19 protein-coding genes are annotated in these 19,254 nt (G+C 73.3%); 12 read left to right on the top strand and 7 right to left on the bottom strand.

Going from position 1 to position 19,254, the window contains the following annotated elements; translation table 11 throughout:
• The first annotated feature begins 841 nt into the window (after window positions 1–841).
• A complete protein-coding gene (locus tag HUT10_RS39520; RefSeq protein ID WP_176175853.1) occupies window positions 842–1,354 on the top strand; it encodes a YbaK/EbsC family protein in 513 nt (170 codons plus the stop codon).
• Entirely contained in the window at window positions 1,351–1,923 is a 573-nt protein-coding gene (locus tag HUT10_RS39515) for a GNAT family N-acetyltransferase (RefSeq protein WP_176175852.1), read from the top strand. Before HUT10_RS39520 ends, HUT10_RS39515 begins: the two co-directional genes overlap by 4 nt.
• Before the next feature lie 19 nt (window positions 1,924–1,942).
• On the opposite strand, the gene HUT10_RS39510 is transcribed toward HUT10_RS39515, so the two are convergent.
• The 3 genes from HUT10_RS39510 to HUT10_RS39500 form a co-directional block, all read right to left on the bottom strand.
• Window positions 1,943–2,809, bottom strand: a complete 867-nt coding sequence (locus HUT10_RS39510; RefSeq protein WP_176175851.1) for a DMT family transporter — start codon at window positions 2,807–2,809, stop codon at window positions 1,943–1,945.
• Window positions 2,810–3,030: 221 nt separating this feature from the next.
• The gene (locus HUT10_RS39505; RefSeq protein ID WP_176175850.1) at window positions 3,031–4,713 is read right to left on the bottom strand and encodes a DUF885 domain-containing protein; all 1,683 of its coding nucleotides are present in this window, start codon (window positions 4,711–4,713) and stop codon (window positions 3,031–3,033) included.
• A gap of 42 nt (window positions 4,714–4,755) precedes the next feature.
• Window positions 4,756–5,640, bottom strand: a complete 885-nt coding sequence (locus HUT10_RS39500) for a methylenetetrahydrofolate reductase (protein WP_176175849.1) — start codon at window positions 5,638–5,640, stop codon at window positions 4,756–4,758.
• Window positions 5,641–5,689: 49 nt separating this feature from the next.
• Between HUT10_RS39500 and merB the strand changes: the two genes are divergently transcribed.
• Genes merB through HUT10_RS39475 form a run of 5 tightly spaced genes read left to right on the top strand, consistent with a single transcriptional unit; the run spans window position 5,690 to window position 10,704 of the window.
• Entirely contained in the window at window positions 5,690–6,379 is a 690-nt protein-coding gene (merB, locus tag HUT10_RS39495) for an organomercurial lyase (RefSeq protein WP_176175848.1), read from the top strand.
• A 60-nt stretch (window positions 6,380–6,439) separates the two neighbouring features.
• Window positions 6,440–7,531: a polyprenyl synthetase family protein gene (locus HUT10_RS39490; RefSeq protein ID WP_176175847.1), complete on the top strand. Its 1,092-nt coding sequence runs from the start codon at window positions 6,440–6,442 to the stop codon at window positions 7,529–7,531.
• Window position 7,532: 1 nt separating this feature from the next.
• The gene (gene crtI / locus HUT10_RS39485; RefSeq protein WP_176175846.1) at window positions 7,533–9,005 is read left to right on the top strand and encodes a phytoene desaturase family protein; all 1,473 of its coding nucleotides are present in this window, start codon (window positions 7,533–7,535) and stop codon (window positions 9,003–9,005) included.
• Window positions 9,002–9,928: a phytoene/squalene synthase family protein gene (locus HUT10_RS39480; RefSeq protein WP_176175845.1), complete on the top strand. Its 927-nt coding sequence runs from the start codon at window positions 9,002–9,004 to the stop codon at window positions 9,926–9,928. Before crtI ends, HUT10_RS39480 begins: the two co-directional genes overlap by 4 nt.
• Window positions 9,925–10,704, top strand: a complete 780-nt coding sequence (locus tag HUT10_RS39475) for an LLM class F420-dependent oxidoreductase (protein WP_176175844.1) — start codon at window positions 9,925–9,927, stop codon at window positions 10,702–10,704. Before HUT10_RS39480 ends, HUT10_RS39475 begins: the two co-directional genes overlap by 4 nt.
• Before the next feature lie 3 nt (window positions 10,705–10,707).
• On the opposite strand, the gene HUT10_RS39470 is transcribed toward HUT10_RS39475, so the two are convergent.
• The 3 genes from HUT10_RS39470 to HUT10_RS39460 all read right to left on the bottom strand — a co-directional run bounded on the left by HUT10_RS39470 (window position 10,708) and on the right by HUT10_RS39460 (window position 12,706).
• On the bottom strand, window positions 10,708–11,229 hold the full coding sequence (locus HUT10_RS39470; protein WP_176175843.1) for a CGNR zinc finger domain-containing protein: 522 nt from the start codon (window positions 11,227–11,229) through the stop codon (window positions 10,708–10,710).
• Between the two features lie 240 nt (window positions 11,230–11,469).
• Window positions 11,470–11,886, bottom strand: a complete 417-nt coding sequence (locus HUT10_RS51405; RefSeq protein ID WP_254897226.1) for a hypothetical protein — start codon at window positions 11,884–11,886, stop codon at window positions 11,470–11,472.
• Between the two features lie 451 nt (window positions 11,887–12,337).
• Entirely contained in the window at window positions 12,338–12,706 is a 369-nt protein-coding gene (locus tag HUT10_RS39460; protein WP_176178259.1) for a helix-turn-helix domain-containing protein, read from the bottom strand.
• Window positions 12,707–12,809: 103 nt separating this feature from the next.
• Here HUT10_RS39460 and pknB point away from each other — a divergent pair, with 103 nt between their 5' ends.
• From pknB to HUT10_RS39435, 5 genes are all read left to right on the top strand, one after another.
• Complete coding sequence (gene pknB / locus HUT10_RS39455) at window positions 12,810–14,828, top strand: Stk1 family PASTA domain-containing Ser/Thr kinase (RefSeq protein ID WP_176175842.1); 2,019 nt, start codon at window positions 12,810–12,812, stop codon at window positions 14,826–14,828.
• Window positions 14,825–15,034, top strand: coding sequence for a hypothetical protein (locus HUT10_RS39450; protein ID WP_176175841.1), 210 nt, complete (start codon window positions 14,825–14,827; stop codon window positions 15,032–15,034). Before pknB ends, HUT10_RS39450 begins: the two co-directional genes overlap by 4 nt.
• A gap of 192 nt (window positions 15,035–15,226) precedes the next feature.
• Window positions 15,227–16,732, top strand: coding sequence for a flotillin family protein (locus HUT10_RS39445; RefSeq protein WP_176175840.1), 1,506 nt, complete (start codon window positions 15,227–15,229; stop codon window positions 16,730–16,732).
• Between the two features lie 136 nt (window positions 16,733–16,868).
• Window positions 16,869–17,573: a hypothetical protein gene (locus HUT10_RS39440; protein ID WP_176175839.1), complete on the top strand. Its 705-nt coding sequence runs from the start codon at window positions 16,869–16,871 to the stop codon at window positions 17,571–17,573.
• Window positions 17,574–17,759: 186 nt separating this feature from the next.
• Window positions 17,760–19,055, top strand: a complete 1,296-nt coding sequence (locus tag HUT10_RS39435; RefSeq protein WP_176175838.1) for a wax ester/triacylglycerol synthase family O-acyltransferase — start codon at window positions 17,760–17,762, stop codon at window positions 19,053–19,055.
• Here the strand turns inward: HUT10_RS39435 and HUT10_RS51930 are convergent.
• Window positions 19,052–19,177, bottom strand: coding sequence for a hypothetical protein (locus HUT10_RS51930; RefSeq protein WP_303247004.1), 126 nt, complete (start codon window positions 19,175–19,177; stop codon window positions 19,052–19,054). The two genes, HUT10_RS39435 and HUT10_RS51930, sit on opposite strands and share 4 nt — an antisense overlap.
• Window positions 19,178–19,254: the final 77 nt, after the last annotated feature.

Below are 19,254 nucleotides of genomic sequence, written 5' to 3'. Positions count from 1 at the left end.
AGCCGGCCGGCCGGCCGCATCGGCAGCCACGGACGACGGCTCGACAGGCTGCCCGACCTGCGGCGATTCCACCGGAGCGACCGGCTCAGCCTGCGGCGAAGCCGCCGGCTCAGGCCGGTTGGCGCCCACCTGCCGGGCAGCAGACGGCGCGACCGGCTGCCGGGGCTCCCCCGCGCCCGACAGCTCGAGCTGCCCGGAACCCGCGACCGCAGGACGAACAGCTTCTCCTCCGGCACGCACCTGCGGCGAAGACGGAGCGACCGACTCACGCCGACCGGCACCGTCGGCACCCACCGAACCGGGCTGCGCCGAAGCCACCGGCTCAGAGCGGCGGGCGCCCATCGGCCGGGCAGCAGGCGACGCCACCGGCTGCCGGGACTCCCCCGAGTCCGGCAGCTCCAACTGCCCGGGATCCGCAGCCCGCGCCGAACGCGCCTGCTCGGGAATCGCCGTCGGTAGCTCCCCCGAAGCCGAAGCCGACGTGCACAAGGAGATCGGCAGCTGAGGCTGCCGCGAATCCGCCGCCGACGGGCGCTGCCGGGGCTCTGCCCCCGGGGTCAAGCACTGCCTGGACCGCCCGCGCCGGTCACCGGCCGGGGCCGGTTGCGGGCGCAGCGACATGGGCAGCTCCGGCTGCCCGGGATCCGTGGGGGACACGACCTTGACGGACATGGCGACCCTCCCTCCTGCGCGGGTGAGCCGGGCACCTGACCGGTGCGCACTCACCGAATGTCGAACGCCTGTTCGAACGATTTCCAGAGTAACCCCGGACCCGGTGCCCGCTCAACCCCGGGCGGGCGTGGTGCGGGACACCAGGTCGGTGGCGTGATCTCATAGGTTCATGAGTTCGCTGGAGCACCCCGCCGTCGCCAAGGTGGCGGCCGCGCTGGCCGAGGCCGGGCAGCGCGGCGCCGCCGAGGGCATCCGTGTCCTGCCCGCCGAGGTCCGGACCGCCGCTCAGGCGGCCGAAGCACTCGGCGTGCCCGTCGGGGCCATCGCCAACAGCCTCATCTTCCGCCTGGGGTCCGACAAAAAAGCGCTCCTCGCCCTCACCTCGGGCGCCCACCGCGCCGATCCGGCCACCCTCGAGCGACTGGCCGGGGGCGGAATCGGCAAGGCCGACGCCGATTTCGTGCGGGCGCACACCGGCCAGCCGATCGGCGGCGTCGCGCCCACCGGGCACCCGTCGCCGCTGCCGACGCTGGTCGACACCGCTCTGCGCGAGCACGCCGTCGTCTGGGCCGCCGCCGGGCACCCGAAGGCCGTCTACCCGACGACGTTCGCCGACCTGGTGGCCTTGACCGGGGGCACCCCGGGCGCGCTCGGCGGCGCGGAGGAGGATGGACAGCCGTGACCGCGATGCCCGCCGGCTGCTCCCGGTACGTCCAGCTCTCCGCGGAGGAGTTCCGCGCCCGCCTGCCCGAAGCGCTCGACATCTACGTCCGGGCGATGCGGTATCCGGCGGGCACCGCCGAGCAGCGTGCGCCGATGTGGCTCACCCACGCGCTGCGCGAGGGCTGGCGCTGCATGGCCGCGCTCGACGCCGACGACGTCCTGCTCGGCGTGGCCTACGGCTACCGCGGCCGGGCCGGGCAGTGGTGGCACGAGCAGGTGCGCCACGGCCTGAGCCGCCGGTCCGGCGCCGCCGAGGCCGACCGCTGGCTGGCGGACTACTTCGAGCTGACCGAGATCCACGTCCGGCCGGAGAACCAGGGCCACCAGATCGGCGAGGACCTGCTGCGCAGCCTGCTGGAAGGCGTCCCGAGCGCGAACGTGCTGCTGTCGACGCCGGAGGGCACGAGCCGGGCTTGGAAGCTCTACCGCCGCACCGGCTTCGTCGACGTCCTGCGTGACTACCACTTCGCCGGCGACCCGCGGCCGTTCGCGATCCTGGGCCGGGCCCTGCCCCTCGACCCGCGCTGAGCCGAGGGGCAGGGAGCCCTCAGCGCGGCTCGGGCCGCCAGTAGCCGACGACCAGCGCCGCGACCAGCACGGCCGCGCCGCACCACGCCGTCACGCCCAGCCGTTCACCGAGCAGCGCGGCGGACAGCACCGCGGCCGTCAGCGGCTCGAGCACCGCCGACAGCGAGCCGAGCACGGGGTGCGCGTCGGCCAAGCCGCGCAGGTACGCGGCGTACGCGAGTGCGGTCGGGATCGCGCCGAGGTAGCAGACGATCGCCAGGACGTCCGCGTGCAGCGGGATCGCCATGCCGGACCAGCCCGCCACCGGGAGCAGCAGCAAGCCGCCGGTGAGGCAGCCGAACGCCGTCGTCGACAGCGGATCCAGGCCTTCGACCGGCTTCGCGGTGACCAGGGTCAGGGTCGCGAAACCGGCCGCCGCGAGGAGGGCGAAGCCGAGGCCGCCGAACGAGAACGCCTCGCCCGGCGACCACTGGAGCAGCACCAGGCCGGCGAGGGTGCCCGTCACGGAGACCAGCGTCCAGCGCCGGAGTTTCCGCACCGACGCGAGGGTGACCATGACCGGCGCGGCGCCGATGGTGGTCATGGTCGCGACGCTGACCGAACTGAGCGCGACGGCGGCGAAGTAGCTCGCCTGGAAGAGCGCGAACAACCCGCCGACGGCGAGGACGCGTTTCGCCGCTTCGGGAGTGCGCGGGAGGCCGCGGCGTTTCAGGAGGACGACCGCGACGGCACCGCCGACGAGCAGCCGGTAGTCGGCGACGGCGATCGGGTGGAGGCCGGCCCGCCGGGCGAGCAGCGAGCCGGCGAGGCCACCGGTGCCCCAGAGGACACCGGCGAGGACCAGCGCGGCCGACGAGCGGGCGCGCGTGGGTAGGGCGAGGGACATGAACGCTCCTGCGTCTGCGTCGAAGGAAAGGGAGTTCGACGAGCGCGGGGTGAGGGCGCACCACGAATCAGCCGCGGGTCCCGAGGACCACGCGGCGAGGGACCACCCCGCTCAGCCGCGGGGCGGTGGGGTGACGAAGAGGTTCCGGCGCACGAACGGAACCTAGCCGGGAGACGCGAAGCGGGGCCACCGGATTTCCGGTGACCCCGCCCACCTCTCCGTCAGTCGAGGGTGGCCAGCTGCTCCCGCAGCGTGTCCAGCCCCATCCCGCCGAGCTTCAGTGCCTCCGTGTGGAACCTCTTGATGTCGAACGCCGCTCCGGCGCGGGCCTGGGCCTCCGCGCGAGCCGCCAGCCAGAGGCGCTCGCCGATCTTGTACGCCGGGGCCTGGCCCGGCCAGCCCAGGTAGCGGTCGATCTCGTCGCGGACGTGGGCCTGGTCGGTGATCGTGCGGGTCAGCATGAACTCCAGGCCCAGCTCCGGCGTCCAGCGGGCACCCTCGTGGAAGCCCGTTCCGGCCGGGATCGGCAGCTCCAGGTGCATGCCCAGGTCCACCACCACGCGGGCCGCGCGGAACAGCTGCTCCGACAGCATCCCCAGCAGGTCGCCGTCGTCGGACAGGTAGCCCAGCTCCTCCATCAGGCGCTCCGCGTACAGGGCCCAGCCCTCCGCGTGCCCGGAGGTGAACGCCACCAGCCGCTGGTACTTGTTCAGGCCGGCCGACTGGTCCACCGCCGTCGCGATCTGGAGGTGGTGGCCCGGCGCTCCCTCGTGGTACACCGTGCTCGTCTCGCGCCAGGTGCTGAACTCGTCCCGGCCCGACGGCAGGGACCACCACATGCGCCCCGGACGGGTGAAATCCTCGCTCGGGCCCGTGTAGTACGCGCCCACGCCGCCACCCGGCGGGGCGATCTTGCATTCCAGGGCCATCACCCGGTCGGAAATCTCGAAGTGCTTGCCGCGCAGGAATTCCAGGGCGTCGTCGGACAGGCGCTGCATCCACGCCTCGAACTGCGCGCGCCCCCGCACGCGGTAGCGCGGGTCCGCGTCCAGCGCCGCCGCCGCCTCGGCCGGCGACGCGCCCGGCTTGATCCGGCCGGCCACCGCGCGCATCTCGGCCTCGATCCTGGCGAACTCCGCCCAGCCCCACTCGTAGGCCTCCCGCAGGTCCAGTGCCGCGCCGACGAAGTACCGCGACCACAGGCGGTAGACGTCCTCGCCGACGGCGTCCTTGACCGGGGCCTTCGGCGCCAGTTCGGCCCGCAGGAAGCCGGCGAACTCCGCGAACGCCTCCTCCGCGGCCCGCGCGCGGTGCCCGAGGTCGGCCGCCAGCGCCGAACCCGGCGAAGGCGCGACGAGCTGGGTGAAGAAGCCCGTCTCGTCCTTCATGCCCGCCCACGTCTCGCACTGCTCCGCGACCTTCGCGACCTGCCGCAGCGCCGAGACGTGCCCCGCGTCGGCCGCCGAGAGCAGGCCGCTGCGGACGTTCGCCAGCGCCTGCGGGACCTCGGCGATCCGGGCCGAGAGGGTCGCCCAGTCCTGCTCGGTGTCCAGGGGCATCAGGTCGAACGCCATCCGCAGTTCGTGCACCGGGCTGGAGATGACGTTGAGGCTCGCCACGTCCAGGCCGGCCTCGTGGATCTCCAGCTCCAGGCCGACGCGCTCGGTGAACACGGCCTTCGCGGCGCGCTCGGCGGCGTCGCGCGGCTCGGCGGCGGTGACGGCGGCGTGCGCCCGCGCGGCCAGCCCGGCGCGCTCGGCGAAGCCCGCCGCCGAGTAGTCGGTCAGCCGGTGGTCGTGGCCGGCGACGCCGTGGACGGTCGCCGCGACCGGGTCCGCGGCCACGTAGTCGTCGACGTAGCGGTCACAGATTTCGTGCACGCCTTCGGAAGCAGTAGAAGCCATGCGCCGCACGCTACCGGGCCACTTGCACCCGGTGGTACGTACTCAGGCACGGGCCGGGACGAGCCCCAGCCGGGCGATCACCTCGCGCGTCGCCTTCGAGCGGTTGAACGTGTAGAAGTGCAGGTTCGGCACGCCCTCGGCGATCAGCTTCTCGCACAGCTCGGTGGTGACGTCGATGCCCGCCGCGCGGAACGCCTTGGGGTCGTCGGCCAGCGGTTCGAGGCGGTCCAGGACCTTCCGGGGTGCCGGTGCGCCGGACAGCTTGATCGTCGTCTGCAGGGTCCGCATGGTGGTCAGCGGCATGACGCCCGGCAGCACCGGGACGTCGCAGCCGGTCGCGGCGACCCGGTCGCGCAGCCGCAGGAAGTCCTCGGGGTCGTGGAACAGCTGCGCGATCGCGAAGTCCGCGCCCGCGCGCAGCTTGCGGACCAGGTACTTCGTGTCCGACTCCAGGTCGGCCGAGCGCGGGTGGCCGTAGGTGTAGGCGGAGACGCCGACGCAGAAGTCGCCCAGCTCACGGACCAGCTGCACCAGCTCTTCGGCGTAGGTGAGGCCCTCCGGGTGCGGGATCCACTCGCCGTAGACGTCGCCCGGCGGGTCGCCGCGCAGCGCGAGGATGTTGCGGACGCCGACCGAGGCGTACCAGCCGATCACGTTCCGCAGCTCGGCGACGGAGTGGTTGACCGCGGTCAGGTGCGCCATCGGCACCAGCGTCGTCTCGGTCGCGACGCGGGCGATGCTGCGGACCGTACCGTCGCGGCTGGAGCCGCCGGCCCCGTAGGTGATCGACATGTACGCCGGGTCGTACGGCTCGAGCTCCCGGATCGCCTTCCAGAGGACGGCCTCGTCCGCCGTGTCCCGGGGTGGGAAGAACTCGATGGAGAACTTCGGCCCGTCTCCGCGCAACCGCTCGATCACCGACGTCATACCTCGAATGTTAAGGGCCACGGCTTTAGACTCGATACAGGAGTGAGCGATGAGGTACGACGACGCCAGCTGGGACGAGGACGTGCGCCTCGCCGTCTACCGCGCCTTCGCCGACCGCGGCCGCGCGCCGTCCGCGCCCGAGCTGGCCGACGCCGCCGGCGGGTCGCTGGCCGTCGCCAAGCAGGCCCTGCACCGGCTGGCCGACGCCCACCACCTGGTGCTCGACGAGTGGGAGCACGTCGTCCTGGCCCACCCCTTCGCCGCGAAGTCGCTCGGCTTCTCCGTGATGGGTTCGCACACGCTGTGGTGGGGCGGCTGCGCGTGGGACTCGTTCGCCATCCCGCACCTGGTCGACACCGAGCCGGAGGTGCTGGTGGCGACCCGCTGCCCCGGCTGCGGGCAGCCGCACGCGCTGGTGGTGAACCGGTCCACGCCGCCCGAAGGCAGCCAGGTGGCGCACTTCCTGGTCCCCGCCGCGCGGATGTGGGACGACGTGCTGCACACGTGTGCGAACCAGCGCCTGTTCTGCTGCGAGTCCTGTGTGGACGCCTGGCTGGCGGAAACCGGGCAGGCCAAGGGGTCCGTGCTCGACCTGGTCACCCTGTGGCGGCTCGCGCGCGGCTGGTACGCGGGCCGGCTGGAGCGCGGCTACCGGCGGCGCGAACCGCACGACGCCGTCGCCTACTTCGCCGAAGCCGGCCTCACCGGTCCGTTCTGGGCGGCCACCGCGGGAGTCTGATTCGCCACATCGGGGTGACCCGGCGGGCCGGACCCGCGCGGGTTCCGCGAGGATGGCGGGATGAACGCGCCCGTCGCCGACAGTGACCTGCCCGCCCACGTCGAGCGCGCGCTGGCCGGGTTCCTCGAGCGGGCGAGCGCCGAAATCCTGGGGACCGAGCCCACCGTCGCCGCCGGGATCGACGCGCTGCGCGGGTTCGTGCTCGGTGGCGGCAAACGCTTGCGCCCGACGTTCGCCTGGTGGGGCTGGCGCGGCGCGGGCGGCGACCCGGCGGGTCCGGACGCCGAGGGGGTGCTGCAGGCGGTGTCCAGCCTGGAGCTGATCCAGGCGTGCGCGCTGATCCACGACGACCTCATCGACTCCTCCGACTCCCGCCGCGGCAACCCGACCGTGCACATCGCGAGCGCGAAGCTGCACGCCGACCGCGGCTGGCTCGGCTCGCCGGCGTCGTTCGGCCTGGCCACCGCGGTGCTGGTCGGCGACCTGGCGCTGGCCTGGGCGGACGACATGTTCGCCGACGCTCCCCTGCCGGCCGGGACGCTCGCCGCGGCCCGCCCGGCCTGGCGCGCGATGCGCACGGAAGTGCTCGCCGGGCAGTACCTCGACGTCCGCACGCAGGCCACCGGGGACGCCTCCGTCGAGGCCGCGCTCAAGATCGACCGGCTCAAGACCGCCGCCTACACCGTCCAGCGCCCGCTGCACTTGGGTGCCGCGCTCGGCGGCGCGTCCCCGGAACTGATCGCCACGCTGCTGGAGTTCGGCGGCGAGGTCGGGGTCGCCTTCCAGCTGCGCGACGACCTGCTGGGCGTGTTCGGCGACCCGTCGGTCACCGGCAAGCCCGCCGGCGACGACCTGCGCGAGGGCAAGCGCACCCTGCTCGCCGCGCTCGGCCTGCAGCTCGCGGCCGAGAAGGGCGAGCGGGCCGCGGCCACGGTCATCGCGGACGCGATCGGCGACACGGACCTGACCGACGAGGGCGTCGAGACCGTCCGGATGGCGTTGCAGCAGGTCGGCGCGGTCGACGCGGTCGAGCGCCGGATCGACGAGCTGACGACGGCGGCGATGGCCGCACTCGACCGCGCGCACCTGGCCGAGCCGGCGCCTGCCGCGCTGACCGGGCTGGTCGTCAAGGCCACCCAGCGGACGTACTGACGTGCGGCGGATCGACGGGCCGGCCGACCACGTCGTCGTCATCGGCGCGGGGCTGGCGGGGCTTTCGGCGACGCTGCACCTGCTCGGCGCCGGACGGCGGGTCACGCTGCTGGAGCAGGCGGACGTCCCCGGCGGGCGGGCCGGGCAGCAGAGCTTCGACGGCAACGCGGTCGACACCGGCGCGAGCGTGCTCACCATGCCGGAGCTGCTCGAAGAGGCGTTCGCCGCGGTCGGCGAGCCGCTGGCCAAGAACCTGCGCCTGACCCGGCTCGACCCGGCGTACCGGGCGCGGTTCGCCGACGGCAGCACGCTGGCGCTGCACACCGACGGCGACGCGATGGAGGCCGAGATCCGCGCCTTCGCCGGCGCCCGCGAAGCGGTGGGTTACCGGGCGCTGCGTCGCTGGCTGACCGAGCTGTACGCGGCCCAGAAGGACCGGTTCATCGGGGCCAACTTCGATTCGCCGTTCGACCTGGCCCGTCCCGAGCTGGCCCGTCTCGGCGCGCTGGGCGGTTTCGGCAGGCTCGGCCCGCGCGTCGGCCGCTACCTGCTCGACGAGCGGGTCCGGCGGCTGTTCACCTTCCAGTCGCTGTACGCCGGGCTCGACCCGGCGCGCGCGATCGGCGCGTACGGCGTGATCGCGTACATGGACACCGTCGGCGGCGTCTACTACCCCGAAGGCGGGATGGGCGAGATCGGCCGGGCGATGACCGGCGCGGCCGCGCGGGCGGGCGCGGACGTGCGGTTCGGGACCGAAGCCGCGTGGCTCGAACGGGTGCATTCGCGGGTGCGCGCGGTCCGGACGCGCTCGGGCGAGCGGATCGCCTGCGACGCCGTCGTGCTGGCCACCGAGCTGGGGACGGCCTACCGGCTCCTCGGCGCGCGGCCTCGGCGGCCGGTGCCGCTGCGCTACTCGCCGTCCGCCGTGGTCCTGCACGGGCGGACCACGGAAAAGTGGGACCTCGGGCACCACACGATCTTCTTCGGCGCGGCCTGGGAGCGGACGTTCACCGAGATCATCCGCGAGGGCAAGCTGATGAGCGACCCGTCGCTGCTGGTCACCCGCCCGACGGCGACCGACCCGGGGCTGGCCGGCCGCGGCGGCGAGATCGTCTCGGTGCTCGCGCCCGCGCCGAACCTGCGCCGCGGCCCGATCGACTGGGACCGCGTCCGCGGGCCGTACCGCGAAGAGCTGCTCCGCACGCTCGAAGCGCGTGGTCTGACCGGGTTCGGCGAGGAGTTCACCGTCGACGAGACGATCACCCCGGCGGACTGGGCGGCGCGCGGGCTGACGGCCGGGACGCCGTTCTCGCTGGCGCACACGTTCACCCAGACGGGCCCGTTCCGCCCGGCGAACCTGGTCCGCGCGGCGGGCAACGTCGTGCTGGCCGGCTGCGGCACGACACCGGGCGTCGGCATCCCGCCGGTGCTGATCTCCGGACGGCTGGCGGCGGAACGGATCACCGGCCGGTGAACGAACTCGACGCCGCCGGCATCCACGGGCCGTCGCTGCGGGCCGCGTACACCGAGTGCCGCCGAATCAACGCCCACTACGGCCGCACGTTCTTCCTGGCGACGCGCCTGCTCCCGGCCCGGGCGCGGCCGGCGGCGCACACGTTGTACGGCTTCGCGCGGATGGCCGACGAGCTGGTCGACAACCCGGCGCCGGGCAGCGACCCGGCGGCTGCCCTGGACCGGGTCGGCGCCATGGTGGACGTCGTCTTCTCCGGCGGCGACCCGGGCGAACCGGTGCTGGTGGCCCTGGCCGACACCGTGCGGCGGTACGGCCTCTCGCGGGAGCTCTTCGACGCGTTCCTGAAGTCCATGCGGATGGACCTCGCACCGGTCGAATACCGGACGTTCGCCGAACTGGGCGAATACATGTACGGCTCGGCCGCGGTGATCGGGCTGCAGATGCTGCCGGTGTTCGGCACGGTCGGCCCGCCGGCCGACGCTTCGCCGGGAGCCGTCGCGCTCGGGGAGGCGCTCCAGCTGACGAACTTCCTGCGCGACGTCGGCGAGGACCTCGACCGCGGGCGGCTGTACCTGCCGACCTCGGAACTGGCCGCCTTCGGCGTCACCCGCGAACTGCTCGAGGCCCGGCGGCCCGACCCACGGATCCGGGCGGCCCTGGCGTACTTCGTCGCGCGGACGCGGGCGGTGTACCGGCGGGCCGAAGCGGGTGTGGCGTTGCTGCGTCCCGAATCGCGCCCGTGCGTGCGGACGGCGTTGACGTTGTACGAGGGAATCCTGGACGAGATCGTGGCTTCGGACTACGACATCCTGACGCGGCGAGCAGTGGTCCCGAAGTGGCGCAGGCTGGTGGTCGCACTACCACCCTTGGCCACCGTCTGGACGCGCGAGACGCTCGGAGGCGGTCGTAGGCTGCGATCATGACCGAACGACGCATCCGGATCGGCCTGCAGCTCCAGCCGCAGCACGCCGACTACGACTCCATCCGGCGCACCGCGTCGGCCGCCGAGGACCTCGGGGCCGACATCGTCTTCAACTGGGACCACTTCTACCCGCTCTACGGCGATCCCGACGGCAAGCACTTCGAGTGCTGGACCATGCTCGGCGCGTGGGCGGAGTCGACGTCCCGGGTGGAGATCGGTGCGCTCGTCACCTGCAACAGCTACCGCAACCCCGAGCTGCTCGCCGACATGGCGCGGACGGTCGACCACATCTCCGGCGGCCGGCTCATCCTCGGCATCGGCTCCGGCTGGTTCGAAAAGGACTACGACGAGTACGGCTACGAGTTCGGCACCGCAGGCGGCCGCCTCGACGACCTCGCCGAGTCCCTCCCCCGGATCGAGAGCAGGCTCGGCAAGCTGAACCCGGCGCCGACCCGCAAGATCCCGGTGCTGATCGGTGGCGGCGGCGAGAAGAAGACGCTCAAGCTCGTCGCCAAGCACGCCGACATCTGGCACGGCTTCGGCGACCCGGAGGTCGTCGAGCGCAAGGTCCAGATCCTCGACCAGCACTGCGCGGACGTCGGCCGCGACCCGGCCGAGATCGAGCGCTCGTGCGGTGTCCAGGGCGAGCCGGACGAGCTGGGTCCGAAGCTGCTCGGGCTGGGCGTCACGACGTTCACGGTCGGCGTGGGCGGCCCGGACTACGACCTCGACGCGCTGAAGTCCTGGATCGCCTGGCGCGACAAGACCCAGGGCTGAGCTTCACCCGCGCGCCCGGTGCGCGGCGACGCGTTCGCGCGTCGCGCACCGGGGCGAGCAGTACCGCCGCGGACTTCCGCCGCCTGTGTGGGCGAAGGGCTTCCCGCACGCCGGTGACGCGCACAGCCCTCCCGGCGGCCCCTGGCGCTCCGCCAGGAGCGACGCCAGGCCCAGCGCCGAGGACGTCACCAGCCAGGCGCCCCACGGCCCGTCGTCGGCGCTGTCGATGTGCAGGTGCCAGCCGTAGCCGTCCTCGTGGTCCGTCAGGCGCGGCGGGCCGGCGTACGCAGCGAACAGCCCGTTGAGCACTGAAGCCGCCGAAGCGGCGTCACGCGCTGCGAAGACTTCGCGCAGCTCAAGCGCTGCCGCACGCAGTTCCGACACGTCGCTCGAAGAGAGCGAGACGTCCGGTTCGCCGTGAGCACGCAGGACCTGCGCCACCACGGCCGGCTCCGGGGACGGGGCCAGCAGGACACCCAGCAGGTCCACCGCGCGCTGCACGGAATCCCGGTGCGGAAAAGCCATGCCCCACTGTAACGTCTTGCTGGTGATAAGACGTTACCTGGTCGGCGCCACGCTCGCCCGGACCGGCGACGAGCTGTCCGGTCCCGCGCTGCTGCTGCTCGGGATGACCGCCGGCCCGCACGCCGGTGCGGCGTTGCTCGCCGGGCTGACCGCGGCCGCCGCCGCGGGCGGGCCGGTGTTCGGCGCGCTGCTGGACCGCAGTGCGCGTCCGGGACGGCTGCTCGCGGTCGCGCTCGGCGGCTACGCGGGCGGGATCGCGCTGGTCAGCGTCACCTTCGGGCACCTGCCACTGACCGCTGTCGTCGCGGTGGCGGTGGTGACCGGCCTGCTCAACCCCGCCATCGCCGGCGGGTGGACCGCGCAGCTGCCCGCGGTCGCCGGGCCCGCGCTGACGGCCGCCAGCCGGTTCGACGCCATGACCTTCACCGCCGCCGCCCTCACCGGGCCCGGGCTCGCCGGGCTCCTCGGCGGGCCGGCCGGGCTCGTGGTCGCCGTCGGCCTGGTCGCCGCGGCGATCCCGGTGGCGTGGTTCCTGCCGAAGCGGTCACCGCGGAAGAGCCGCCTCCGGGACGGTTTCGGTGTCCTGGTCCGCAACGTGCCGCTGCGGCGGGCGACCGTCGCCTCGACGATCTCGTGCGCGGGCATCGGGATGGTCACCGTGTGTTACCCGCTGCTGGGCGCGGCGCACCTGCGCGGCCCGGCGGACGGCGCGCTGCTGCTGGCCGTCCTGGCGGTGGCCTCGCTGCTGGCCAACGCCGTCCTCGCGAGGTGGCCGCTGCCGTGGGCGCCCGACCGGACGGTGTGGCTGAGCACCCTCCTCCTCGCGGCAAGCTGCCTGGTGGCCGCGACCGGGCATGGCGTCGTCTTCGCGGCCGTGCTGGCCGGGTTCGCCGAAGGTCCGCAGCTCACGGCCTTGTTCGCGATCCGGCACCGCGAGGCGCCGGAGCACGTCCGCGCGCAGGTGTTCACGACGGCGGCGAGCGTGAAGATCACCGGGCTGGCCGCGGGCGCGGCGCTGGCCGGCCCGCTGGCCGCGTGGTCGCTCCCGGCGTGCCTGATCGCCGCCGCGGCCGTTCAGCTGGTCGCGGCGTCGACAGCTTTCCGCAGGTCAGAACGCCATGGCCTGGGCGCGCCGCTTGACCTCGGTGCCGTGGCTGGTCCGCAGGGCGTTGATGGGCGTGCTCCCGGGCAGCGTGTCGTCCGCGGTGAACAGCCACCGCAGCATCTCGGTCCGCGAGAACCCGGAGTCGGCGAGCACGGTGATCGTGCCGGCCAGGCCCTTGACCACGCCGTCTCTGACGAAGAAATCGCTGGGCACGCACAGGTCACCACCGCGCTTCAGCGCGATCAGCTGCCCGTCGCGCAGCATCTGCCGCACCTTGTTGGCCGAAGTCCCGAGAACGGTCGCCACCTCCGCCAGCGGAAGGACCGCGATGGCGGTGTCGAGGATGTCTTCGGCGACAGGAATCCCACTCACAGGTGACACTGTGCCACATTTCGTCCCCTCACCCGCTAGTGCGCACGGGTGACCCGCGAGGTCTCCTCCACGAGGCGTGGCCGATTCCGTACGATCCATACTCGTGACACGCACCCAACCCAGCCTGGTCGGCACGCTCCTGGAGCGGCGCTACCGGGTGGACCGGCTGCTCGCCCACGGCGGAATGTCTTCCGTCTATCGGGGGACGGACACCCGGCTGGACCGTCCGGTCGCGATCAAGATCATGGATCCGCGGTTCGCCGACGACCGGTCGTTCGTCGACCGGTTCGTGCGCGAGGCGCAGTCCGCGGCGCAGCTGCACCACCCGCACGTCGTGGCGGTGCACGACCAGGGGTTCGACCTGCCACCGGGTGCGGAGTCGGGGCTGGCGTTCCTGGTGATGGAGCTGGTCGACGGCGGGACGCTGCGCGACCTGCTGGACGACGGCCCGCTGGACGTCGCGCTGGCGCTGAGCGTCGCCGAGCCGGTGCTGTCGGCGCTGGCCGCGGCGCACCGGTCCGGGCTGGTGCACCGGGACGTGAAGCCGGAGAACGTGCTGATCGGCCGGGTCGGGCAGCACACCGGCGGGGCGGTGAAGGTCGCGGACTTCGGCCTGGTGCGGGCCGTGGCGAGCGCGGGCACGACCTCCGCGAGCGTCATCCTCGGCACGGTCGCCTACCTCTCCCCCGAGCAGGTCGAAACCGGCGCGGCGTCCGCGCGCGGCGACGTCTACTCCGCCGGGATCCTGCTGTACGAAATGCTGACCGGCCAGGTGCCCTACACCGGGGACACCGCCATTTCGGTCGCCTACCGGCACGTGAACGACGACGTGCCGCCGCCGAGCCTGCTGCGCCCTGACCTGCCGCCCGCCCTCGACGACCTGGTCGTCCGGGCGACCCGGCGGGACCCGCAGCTGCGGCCGGCCGACGCCGGGGAGTTCCTCAGCCAGCTGACCGCGGTGCGCGCCCAGCTGGGGCTGCTGCCGGTGACCGTGCCGATCCCGGTGTCCCACGGCCAGGGCGACCTCGCCGACACCGAGCGCACACTGCCGCGGATCCCGCAGGTGCCCGACACCGCGAAGACGATGCCGGTGCACCGCCCGAACGCGACGCGGGCGCTGAGCCACGTCGCCGGGCCGGCGACCACGCAGGTACCGCCCGTGACGCCGCCGCCGCGGCGCCGGAGCCGGCCGGAGCCGGAGAAGCCGCCGCAGGACAACCGCAAGCGGGTCCTGGTGATCGCGGCCGCGGTGCTGCTGCTCGGCGGGCTGATCGGCGCGTTCGCGTTCATCCTCACCGACACCGGCGGCGACAAGACCGCCCGCGTGCCGAAGCTGGTCGGGCTGAACCAGGCCGCGGCGGGCGACGCGCTGCGGGCGGTGAAGCTGACCCCGACCTTCAGCCAGGAGTACGACAACACGGCGCCGTCGAACACGGTGCTGCGCGCCGACCCGCCCGAGGGCACGACGCTGTCGCCGAACGCGACGGTGTCGGTGGTGCTGTCGAAGGGCCGCCCGCAGGTGCCGGACGTCCGGCCGGGCACCGCGCTCGCCGACGCCGAGCAGGCGATCAAGGCGGCGCAGCTGACGCCGGTCCGCGGCACCGACGACTTCGACCCGGAGGTCCCGCAGGGCGCGGTCATCCGCACGACGCCGGCCGCGGGCAGCCAGCTGACCATCGGCGGCCAGGTGACGATCATCGTGTCGAAGGGCCCGATCCCGCTGCCGCCGGTCCCGGACGTCACGGGCCGGAGCAAGGACGAGGCGTTCGGCCTGCTGCAGCAGGCCGGGTTCGAGCCGTTCCAGGCGGGCGAGGAGTTCAAGCAGGACGTCCCGGGCGGCGCGGTCACCCGGACCGACCCGCCGGCGAATTCGCAGCCGAAGGCCAAGCGGATCGGCGTGTTCGTCAACAACGCGGTCCAGGTGCCGGACGTCCGGTTCCGCTCGTTCGAGGACGCCCAGAAGATCCTGGAGCAGGCGGGCCTGAAGGCCGACCGCGACGGCGGCGGCCGCGGCCGCGGCAACGGCGGCGGCGGGTTCGACTTCGTGTTCCAGCAGGACCCGCAGCCGGGCTCGTTCGTGGCGAAGGGCTCGAAGGTCAAGCTGAAGGGCTTCGGGGGATGATCGGCAGCCGGGGCCGCGTGACGGGCACGATCGGCCCCGGCCTCATCGGCGAGGTGCTGCTGAACGTCCGCGGCGGCACGGAGGCGTTCTACGCGTACCCGGCGGATCCGGAGGAGACGTTCACTTCGGGCACGCAGGTCCTGGTGGTGGACTTCGAGCCGCCGCGGACGGTTTACGTGGAACGGTGGCAACCGCTGACCCGCTGATCGAGCGGGTCACGCGCACGGCCCCCGCCGCAAACACCCCGAACCACGGCAAAATCCCCGCCGCCGACCGGCGCGGCCAATGTGCTCCGCGCACCGCCGTGAATTCACCCGGCCGGTGGCAACCGCCGGCCCGCTGACAGCGTCGAAGAGGCACCAACACACCCACAACAGAAAAGCGAGGGGGTCGGTGCCATGAGTCTCGTCGAAATCCTGCTGGTCTCGGCCGGTGGCGTCATCGCCGTCTTGATCGTCGTCTTCGGGATCCTGCGATTGCTCTACAAGGTCGCCGAACCGAACGAGGCGCTGATCATCTCCGGGCTCGGCGTGCGCGTCGACCGGGCCGAGACCGCGGACAGCCTGGGGTTCAAGATCATCACCGGCCGCGGAGTGAACGTCATCCCCGGGTTCCAGACCGCGCGGCGGCTGTCGCTGGACACCCGCGGCGTGAACCTGCAGGTCTCCTGCGTCTCCAAGCAGGGTCTGCCGGTCACCGTGCGGGCCGTCGTCATCTACAAGGTCGGCGACGACTACGCCTCGATCGCCAACGCCGCCCGCCGGTTCCTCGACCAGCAAAAAGGCATGAACGACACGATCCACGAGCTCTTCTCCGGCCACCTGCGCTCGATCGTCGGCGGGCTGACCATCGAGGAGATGATCCACAACCGGGACGCGCTCACCGGCGAGGTGCGGCAGTCCTCGGCCACCGAGATGATCAAGCTCGGCCTGATCGTCGACTCGCTGCAGATCCAGGAGATCGACGACGAGTCCGGCTACATCCTCAACCTCGGCAAGCCGCACGCCGCCGCCGTGGCCGCGTCCGCCCGGATCGCCGAAGCCCAGCGGGACCAGGAAGCCGCCGAGGTCGAGCAGATCTCCGCCGCGAAGAAGGCCGCCGCCGTGCGGGAAAGCCAGATCCAGCAGGCCGGCTACCAGGCCGAGGTCGACCAGGCGCGGACGAAGGCGTCGCAGTCCGGCCCGCTGGCCGAGGCGACCGCGCGCCAGGAGGTCGTCGTCCAGGAGACGCGGGCCGCCGAGCTGGAGGCCGCGCTGGCCGAGCAGCGGCTGCAGTCGCAGGTCCGCAAGCCGGCCGACGCGAAGGCCTACGACACGCGCACGACCGCCGACGCCGCCCGTGACGCCTCGATCGCCAAGGCCCAGGCCGAGGCGAAGGAGACCGAGCTGCGGGCCGCCGCGGACGCCACCCGCGTCAAGACGGCCGCCGAGGCCGAGGCCCAGGCCACCAAGGCCCGCGCGGAGGCGATGGCGGGCGCGACCCGGGCGACCGGCGAGGCCGAGGCCGCCGCGGCCAAGGCCCGTGGCCTGGCGGAAGCCGAAGCCGCGAAGGCCCGCGGCCTCGCCGAAGCCGAGGCGGCCCGCGCGAAGGGCCTCGCCGAAGCGGACGCGATCAAGGCGCGCGCCGCGGCGCTGGCGGAGAACCAGGAAGCCGTCGTCGCGCAGCAGCTGGCCGAGCGCTGGCCGGAGATCGTCGAGGCGGGCGCGAGCGCGTTCGGCAACGTCGACCACATGGTCGTGCTCAACGGCGCCGACGGCGTGTCCGACATGTTCGCCAAGGCGCTTTCGCTCGGCGGAACCGGTCTCGGCCTGGCCCGGCAGCTGATGGACGCGATGGGCAAGCCGCCCGAGAAGGAGCTCGACGAGGCCGCCCGGAAGAACGGCGAACTCAAGTTGAGCGACTAGCGCGTCACGCAGCGTACGGCCCTTGTGTCCCGGATCACGGGAAGCAAGGGCCGTACGCCCGATCGGGGGCGGAAATTCCCGGGCGGTTGTCCTACCGTGGGCGCATGGTGCCGGACAGCGTGTCGCGGGCCGCCCGATGAGCAGCTTCTTCACCGGCGGTCCGCGCGAGCGTCCCCTGTTCCCGGTCCCGGAGCAGGAGCTCTACGCGTTCAACGGACGGCACTGGACCGATGCCCCGCGCGAGCACATCGTCCCGGCGGTGCTGCCGTGGGCGCAGCCGCTGGGCCGCTCCGAACGCACGGTGGTCGCGTTGCGGATCATCGAGGTGTGGCCGGAGGCGCTGACCCTGCGCATCACGGTGTACTCGCGGGACAGCCTGGTCGACGACCCCGCCGAGGGGCTGATCGACCACCGGCGCAAGCCCGACTACAACGGGTTGCTGATCGGCGTGCTCTACGCCGACGGCAGCCGGGCGAGCTCCGAGACGATCTCGGTGCCGTCCGCGTCCGAACCGGAGGCCCCGGTGCTGCGGGCCCAGCCGGTCGGCGGCACGCGTTTCGCCGTCGAGCACGAGGTCTTCCTGTGGCCGCTCCCCTCGGCCGGCCCGCTGAAGCTGGTCGTGCAGTGGACCGACCGCGACATCCCGGAGACCCGCACGACGCTCGACGGCGGCGCCATCCGGTCCGCGGCGAAGGACGCCGCGGAGATCTGGCCCGGTCTCGGCAAGCGGCAGGTGAACGGCCTGCCGGTGCGCCGGGTCGGCAAGCAGGTCGCGCTCACCCCCGACTGGGGGACCCCGGTGGCCCGGGCGGAAGACGCCCGGCCTGCTCCGGGCGAATGAATCTTTTTCCCGATCTGTGAGCCCGGGCACCGTGGCCCGGGGTATCTCGAATGGCTGAACGGGGTGGGCAGTTAGCTTCGTGGAAACACTTCGACCACCCGACCGTCATGTCGGGCTGGTGCAGTGGGTCCAACCCCTTCCGACGCACGAGGCCGTGCGCCCCCAGCGAACCCGGAAAGGTCGCCCATGGCAGGCTCGCAGCTCAGCGCACTCGACGTCGCTTTTCTTTGCCTGGAAAGCGAAACCACCCCGATGCACATGGGAGCGGTGGTCACCTTCACCGCCCGCGGCCCGGTGGACCAGGCCGCGTTGACCGTGTTGCTCGCGCAGCGCGCCGCCCGGCTGCCGAAGCTGCGCCAGCGGGCCCGCGCGGAACTCTTCCCGCCGGGCTCGGCCAGCTGGAGCGACGACCCGGATTTTGTTGCGGCCGACCACATTCACCACGTCGTGCTGAGTTCGCTGTACGAACCGGACCCCCTTTCCGCGTACGCGTCCCGCTGGATCGCCGAGCCGCTCGACACGACCCGGCCGCTGTGGGACCTGACGCTGGTCACCGGGCTGCCGGACGGGAAATTCGCACTGCTGCTGAAACTGCACCACGCGCTGACCGACGGCGCCGGCGCGTACGCGGTCGCGGCCGGCCTGCTCGACGGCGTGAAACTGCCGGAGCGGGCCCCCGCGCCCATCCCCGCCCCGCGCTCCACTTTGGACACCGTGAAGGACGCGCTGGGCACGGTGTGGGGCCAGGCCGGGATCGCCTCGTCGCTGGTGCGAGCGGCCCGCCCGCCGCTCTCGCCGGTGTCGGCACCACCCTCGGCCGAGCGGCGCTTGGGCTTCGTCCGGCTGCCGCTGACCGAGCTGCGCCGGGTACGCCGCGCGCACGGCGGCACGACCAACGACGTCGTGCTGGCGGTGCTGTCGGGGGCGCTGCGCGAGTGGCTGGTGAACCGCGGGCAGCGCGCCGACGGCCGCACGCTGCGCGCGCTGATCCCGGTGAGCGTGCGCGGCCGGGCCGGTGAGCAGCTCGGCGGCAACAAGCTTTCGGGTTACCTGTGCGACCTGCCGGTGGGCGAGGACGACCCGGTCGAGCGGCTGCGGGCGGTCCGCCGGGCGATGACCCGCAACAAGGCGGCGGGCCCGAGCCGCGGCGCGGGTGCCCTGCCGCTGCTGGCCGACCACGTCCCGCCGCTGCTGCACCGCCTGGGCACGCGCACGGCGGGCCAGGCCGCGCCGATGCTGTTCGACCTGGTGATCACCACGGTCCCGCTGCCACCGGCCCGGCTGTCGCTGCACGGCGCCCGCCTGGCCGAGATCTACCCGTTCGTGCCACTGGCCCCGCGCCACGCGGTGGGCATCGCGGTGGCGACGTACCGGGATTCGGTCCACATCGGACTGCAGGCCAACGGCGCGGCGGTCCCGGACGTGGGGTCGCTGCGTGACGCGGTCCTGAAGTCGGCGGCCCGGCTGCTCGACGCCTCCTAGTCCCCGGCGGCCGCCCGGATCAGCGCCTGAGCGGCCCAGCGCATCACCTCGGTGGCCTCGTCCGGCTCGAGGTGGCACGCGTCCCGGGTGACGATCAGCGCCTCGACCCCGTAGACGAGCATGAGGGCCATCGTCAGCCGGCGGTGCGCCTCGGGCGGCAGCTTGCCTTCGAGCCGTCCGCGAGCACGGCCCGGATGTC

Source organism: Amycolatopsis sp. Hca4 (genome assembly GCF_013364075.1).
In the GTDB taxonomy this organism is placed as follows: domain Bacteria; phylum Actinomycetota; class Actinomycetes; order Mycobacteriales; family Pseudonocardiaceae; genus Amycolatopsis.
The sequence above is the reverse complement of the archived record's forward strand: the minus strand, read 5'-3'. Positions and strand labels throughout refer to the sequence as shown.

What these genes read in the sequence shown, in the direction of transcription:
- HUT10_RS39520 (WP_176175853.1), top strand. Translation starts at nt 842, where the DNA reads ATGAGTTCGCTGGAGCACCCCGCCGTCGCCAAGGTGGCGGCCGCGCTG.
- HUT10_RS39510 (WP_176175851.1), bottom strand. Translation starts at nt 2,809, where the DNA reads ATGTCCCTCGCCCTACCCACGCGCGCCCGCTCGTCGGCCGCGCTGGTC.
- HUT10_RS39505 (WP_176175850.1), bottom strand. Translation starts at nt 4,713, where the DNA reads ATGGCTTCTACTGCTTCCGAAGGCGTGCACGAAATCTGTGACCGCTAC.
- HUT10_RS39500 (WP_176175849.1), bottom strand. Translation starts at nt 5,640, where the DNA reads ATGACGTCGGTGATCGAGCGGTTGCGCGGAGACGGGCCGAAGTTCTCC.
- merB (WP_176175848.1), top strand. Translation starts at nt 5,690, where the DNA reads ATGAGGTACGACGACGCCAGCTGGGACGAGGACGTGCGCCTCGCCGTC.
- HUT10_RS39490 (WP_176175847.1), top strand. Translation starts at nt 6,440, where the DNA reads ATGAACGCGCCCGTCGCCGACAGTGACCTGCCCGCCCACGTCGAGCGC.
- HUT10_RS39475 (WP_176175844.1), top strand. Translation starts at nt 9,925, where the DNA reads ATGACCGAACGACGCATCCGGATCGGCCTGCAGCTCCAGCCGCAGCAC.
- HUT10_RS39470 (WP_176175843.1), bottom strand. Translation starts at nt 11,229, where the DNA reads ATGGCTTTTCCGCACCGGGATTCCGTGCAGCGCGCGGTGGACCTGCTG.
- HUT10_RS39450 (WP_176175841.1), top strand. Translation starts at nt 14,825, where the DNA reads ATGATCGGCAGCCGGGGCCGCGTGACGGGCACGATCGGCCCCGGCCTC.
- HUT10_RS39445 (WP_176175840.1), top strand. Translation starts at nt 15,227, where the DNA reads ATGAGTCTCGTCGAAATCCTGCTGGTCTCGGCCGGTGGCGTCATCGCC.
- HUT10_RS39440 (WP_176175839.1), top strand. Translation starts at nt 16,869, where the DNA reads ATGAGCAGCTTCTTCACCGGCGGTCCGCGCGAGCGTCCCCTGTTCCCG.
- HUT10_RS39435 (WP_176175838.1), top strand. Translation starts at nt 17,760, where the DNA reads ATGGCAGGCTCGCAGCTCAGCGCACTCGACGTCGCTTTTCTTTGCCTG.
- HUT10_RS51930 (WP_303247004.1), bottom strand. Translation starts at nt 19,177, where the DNA reads ATGCTCGTCTACGGGGTCGAGGCGCTGATCGTCACCCGGGACGCGTGC.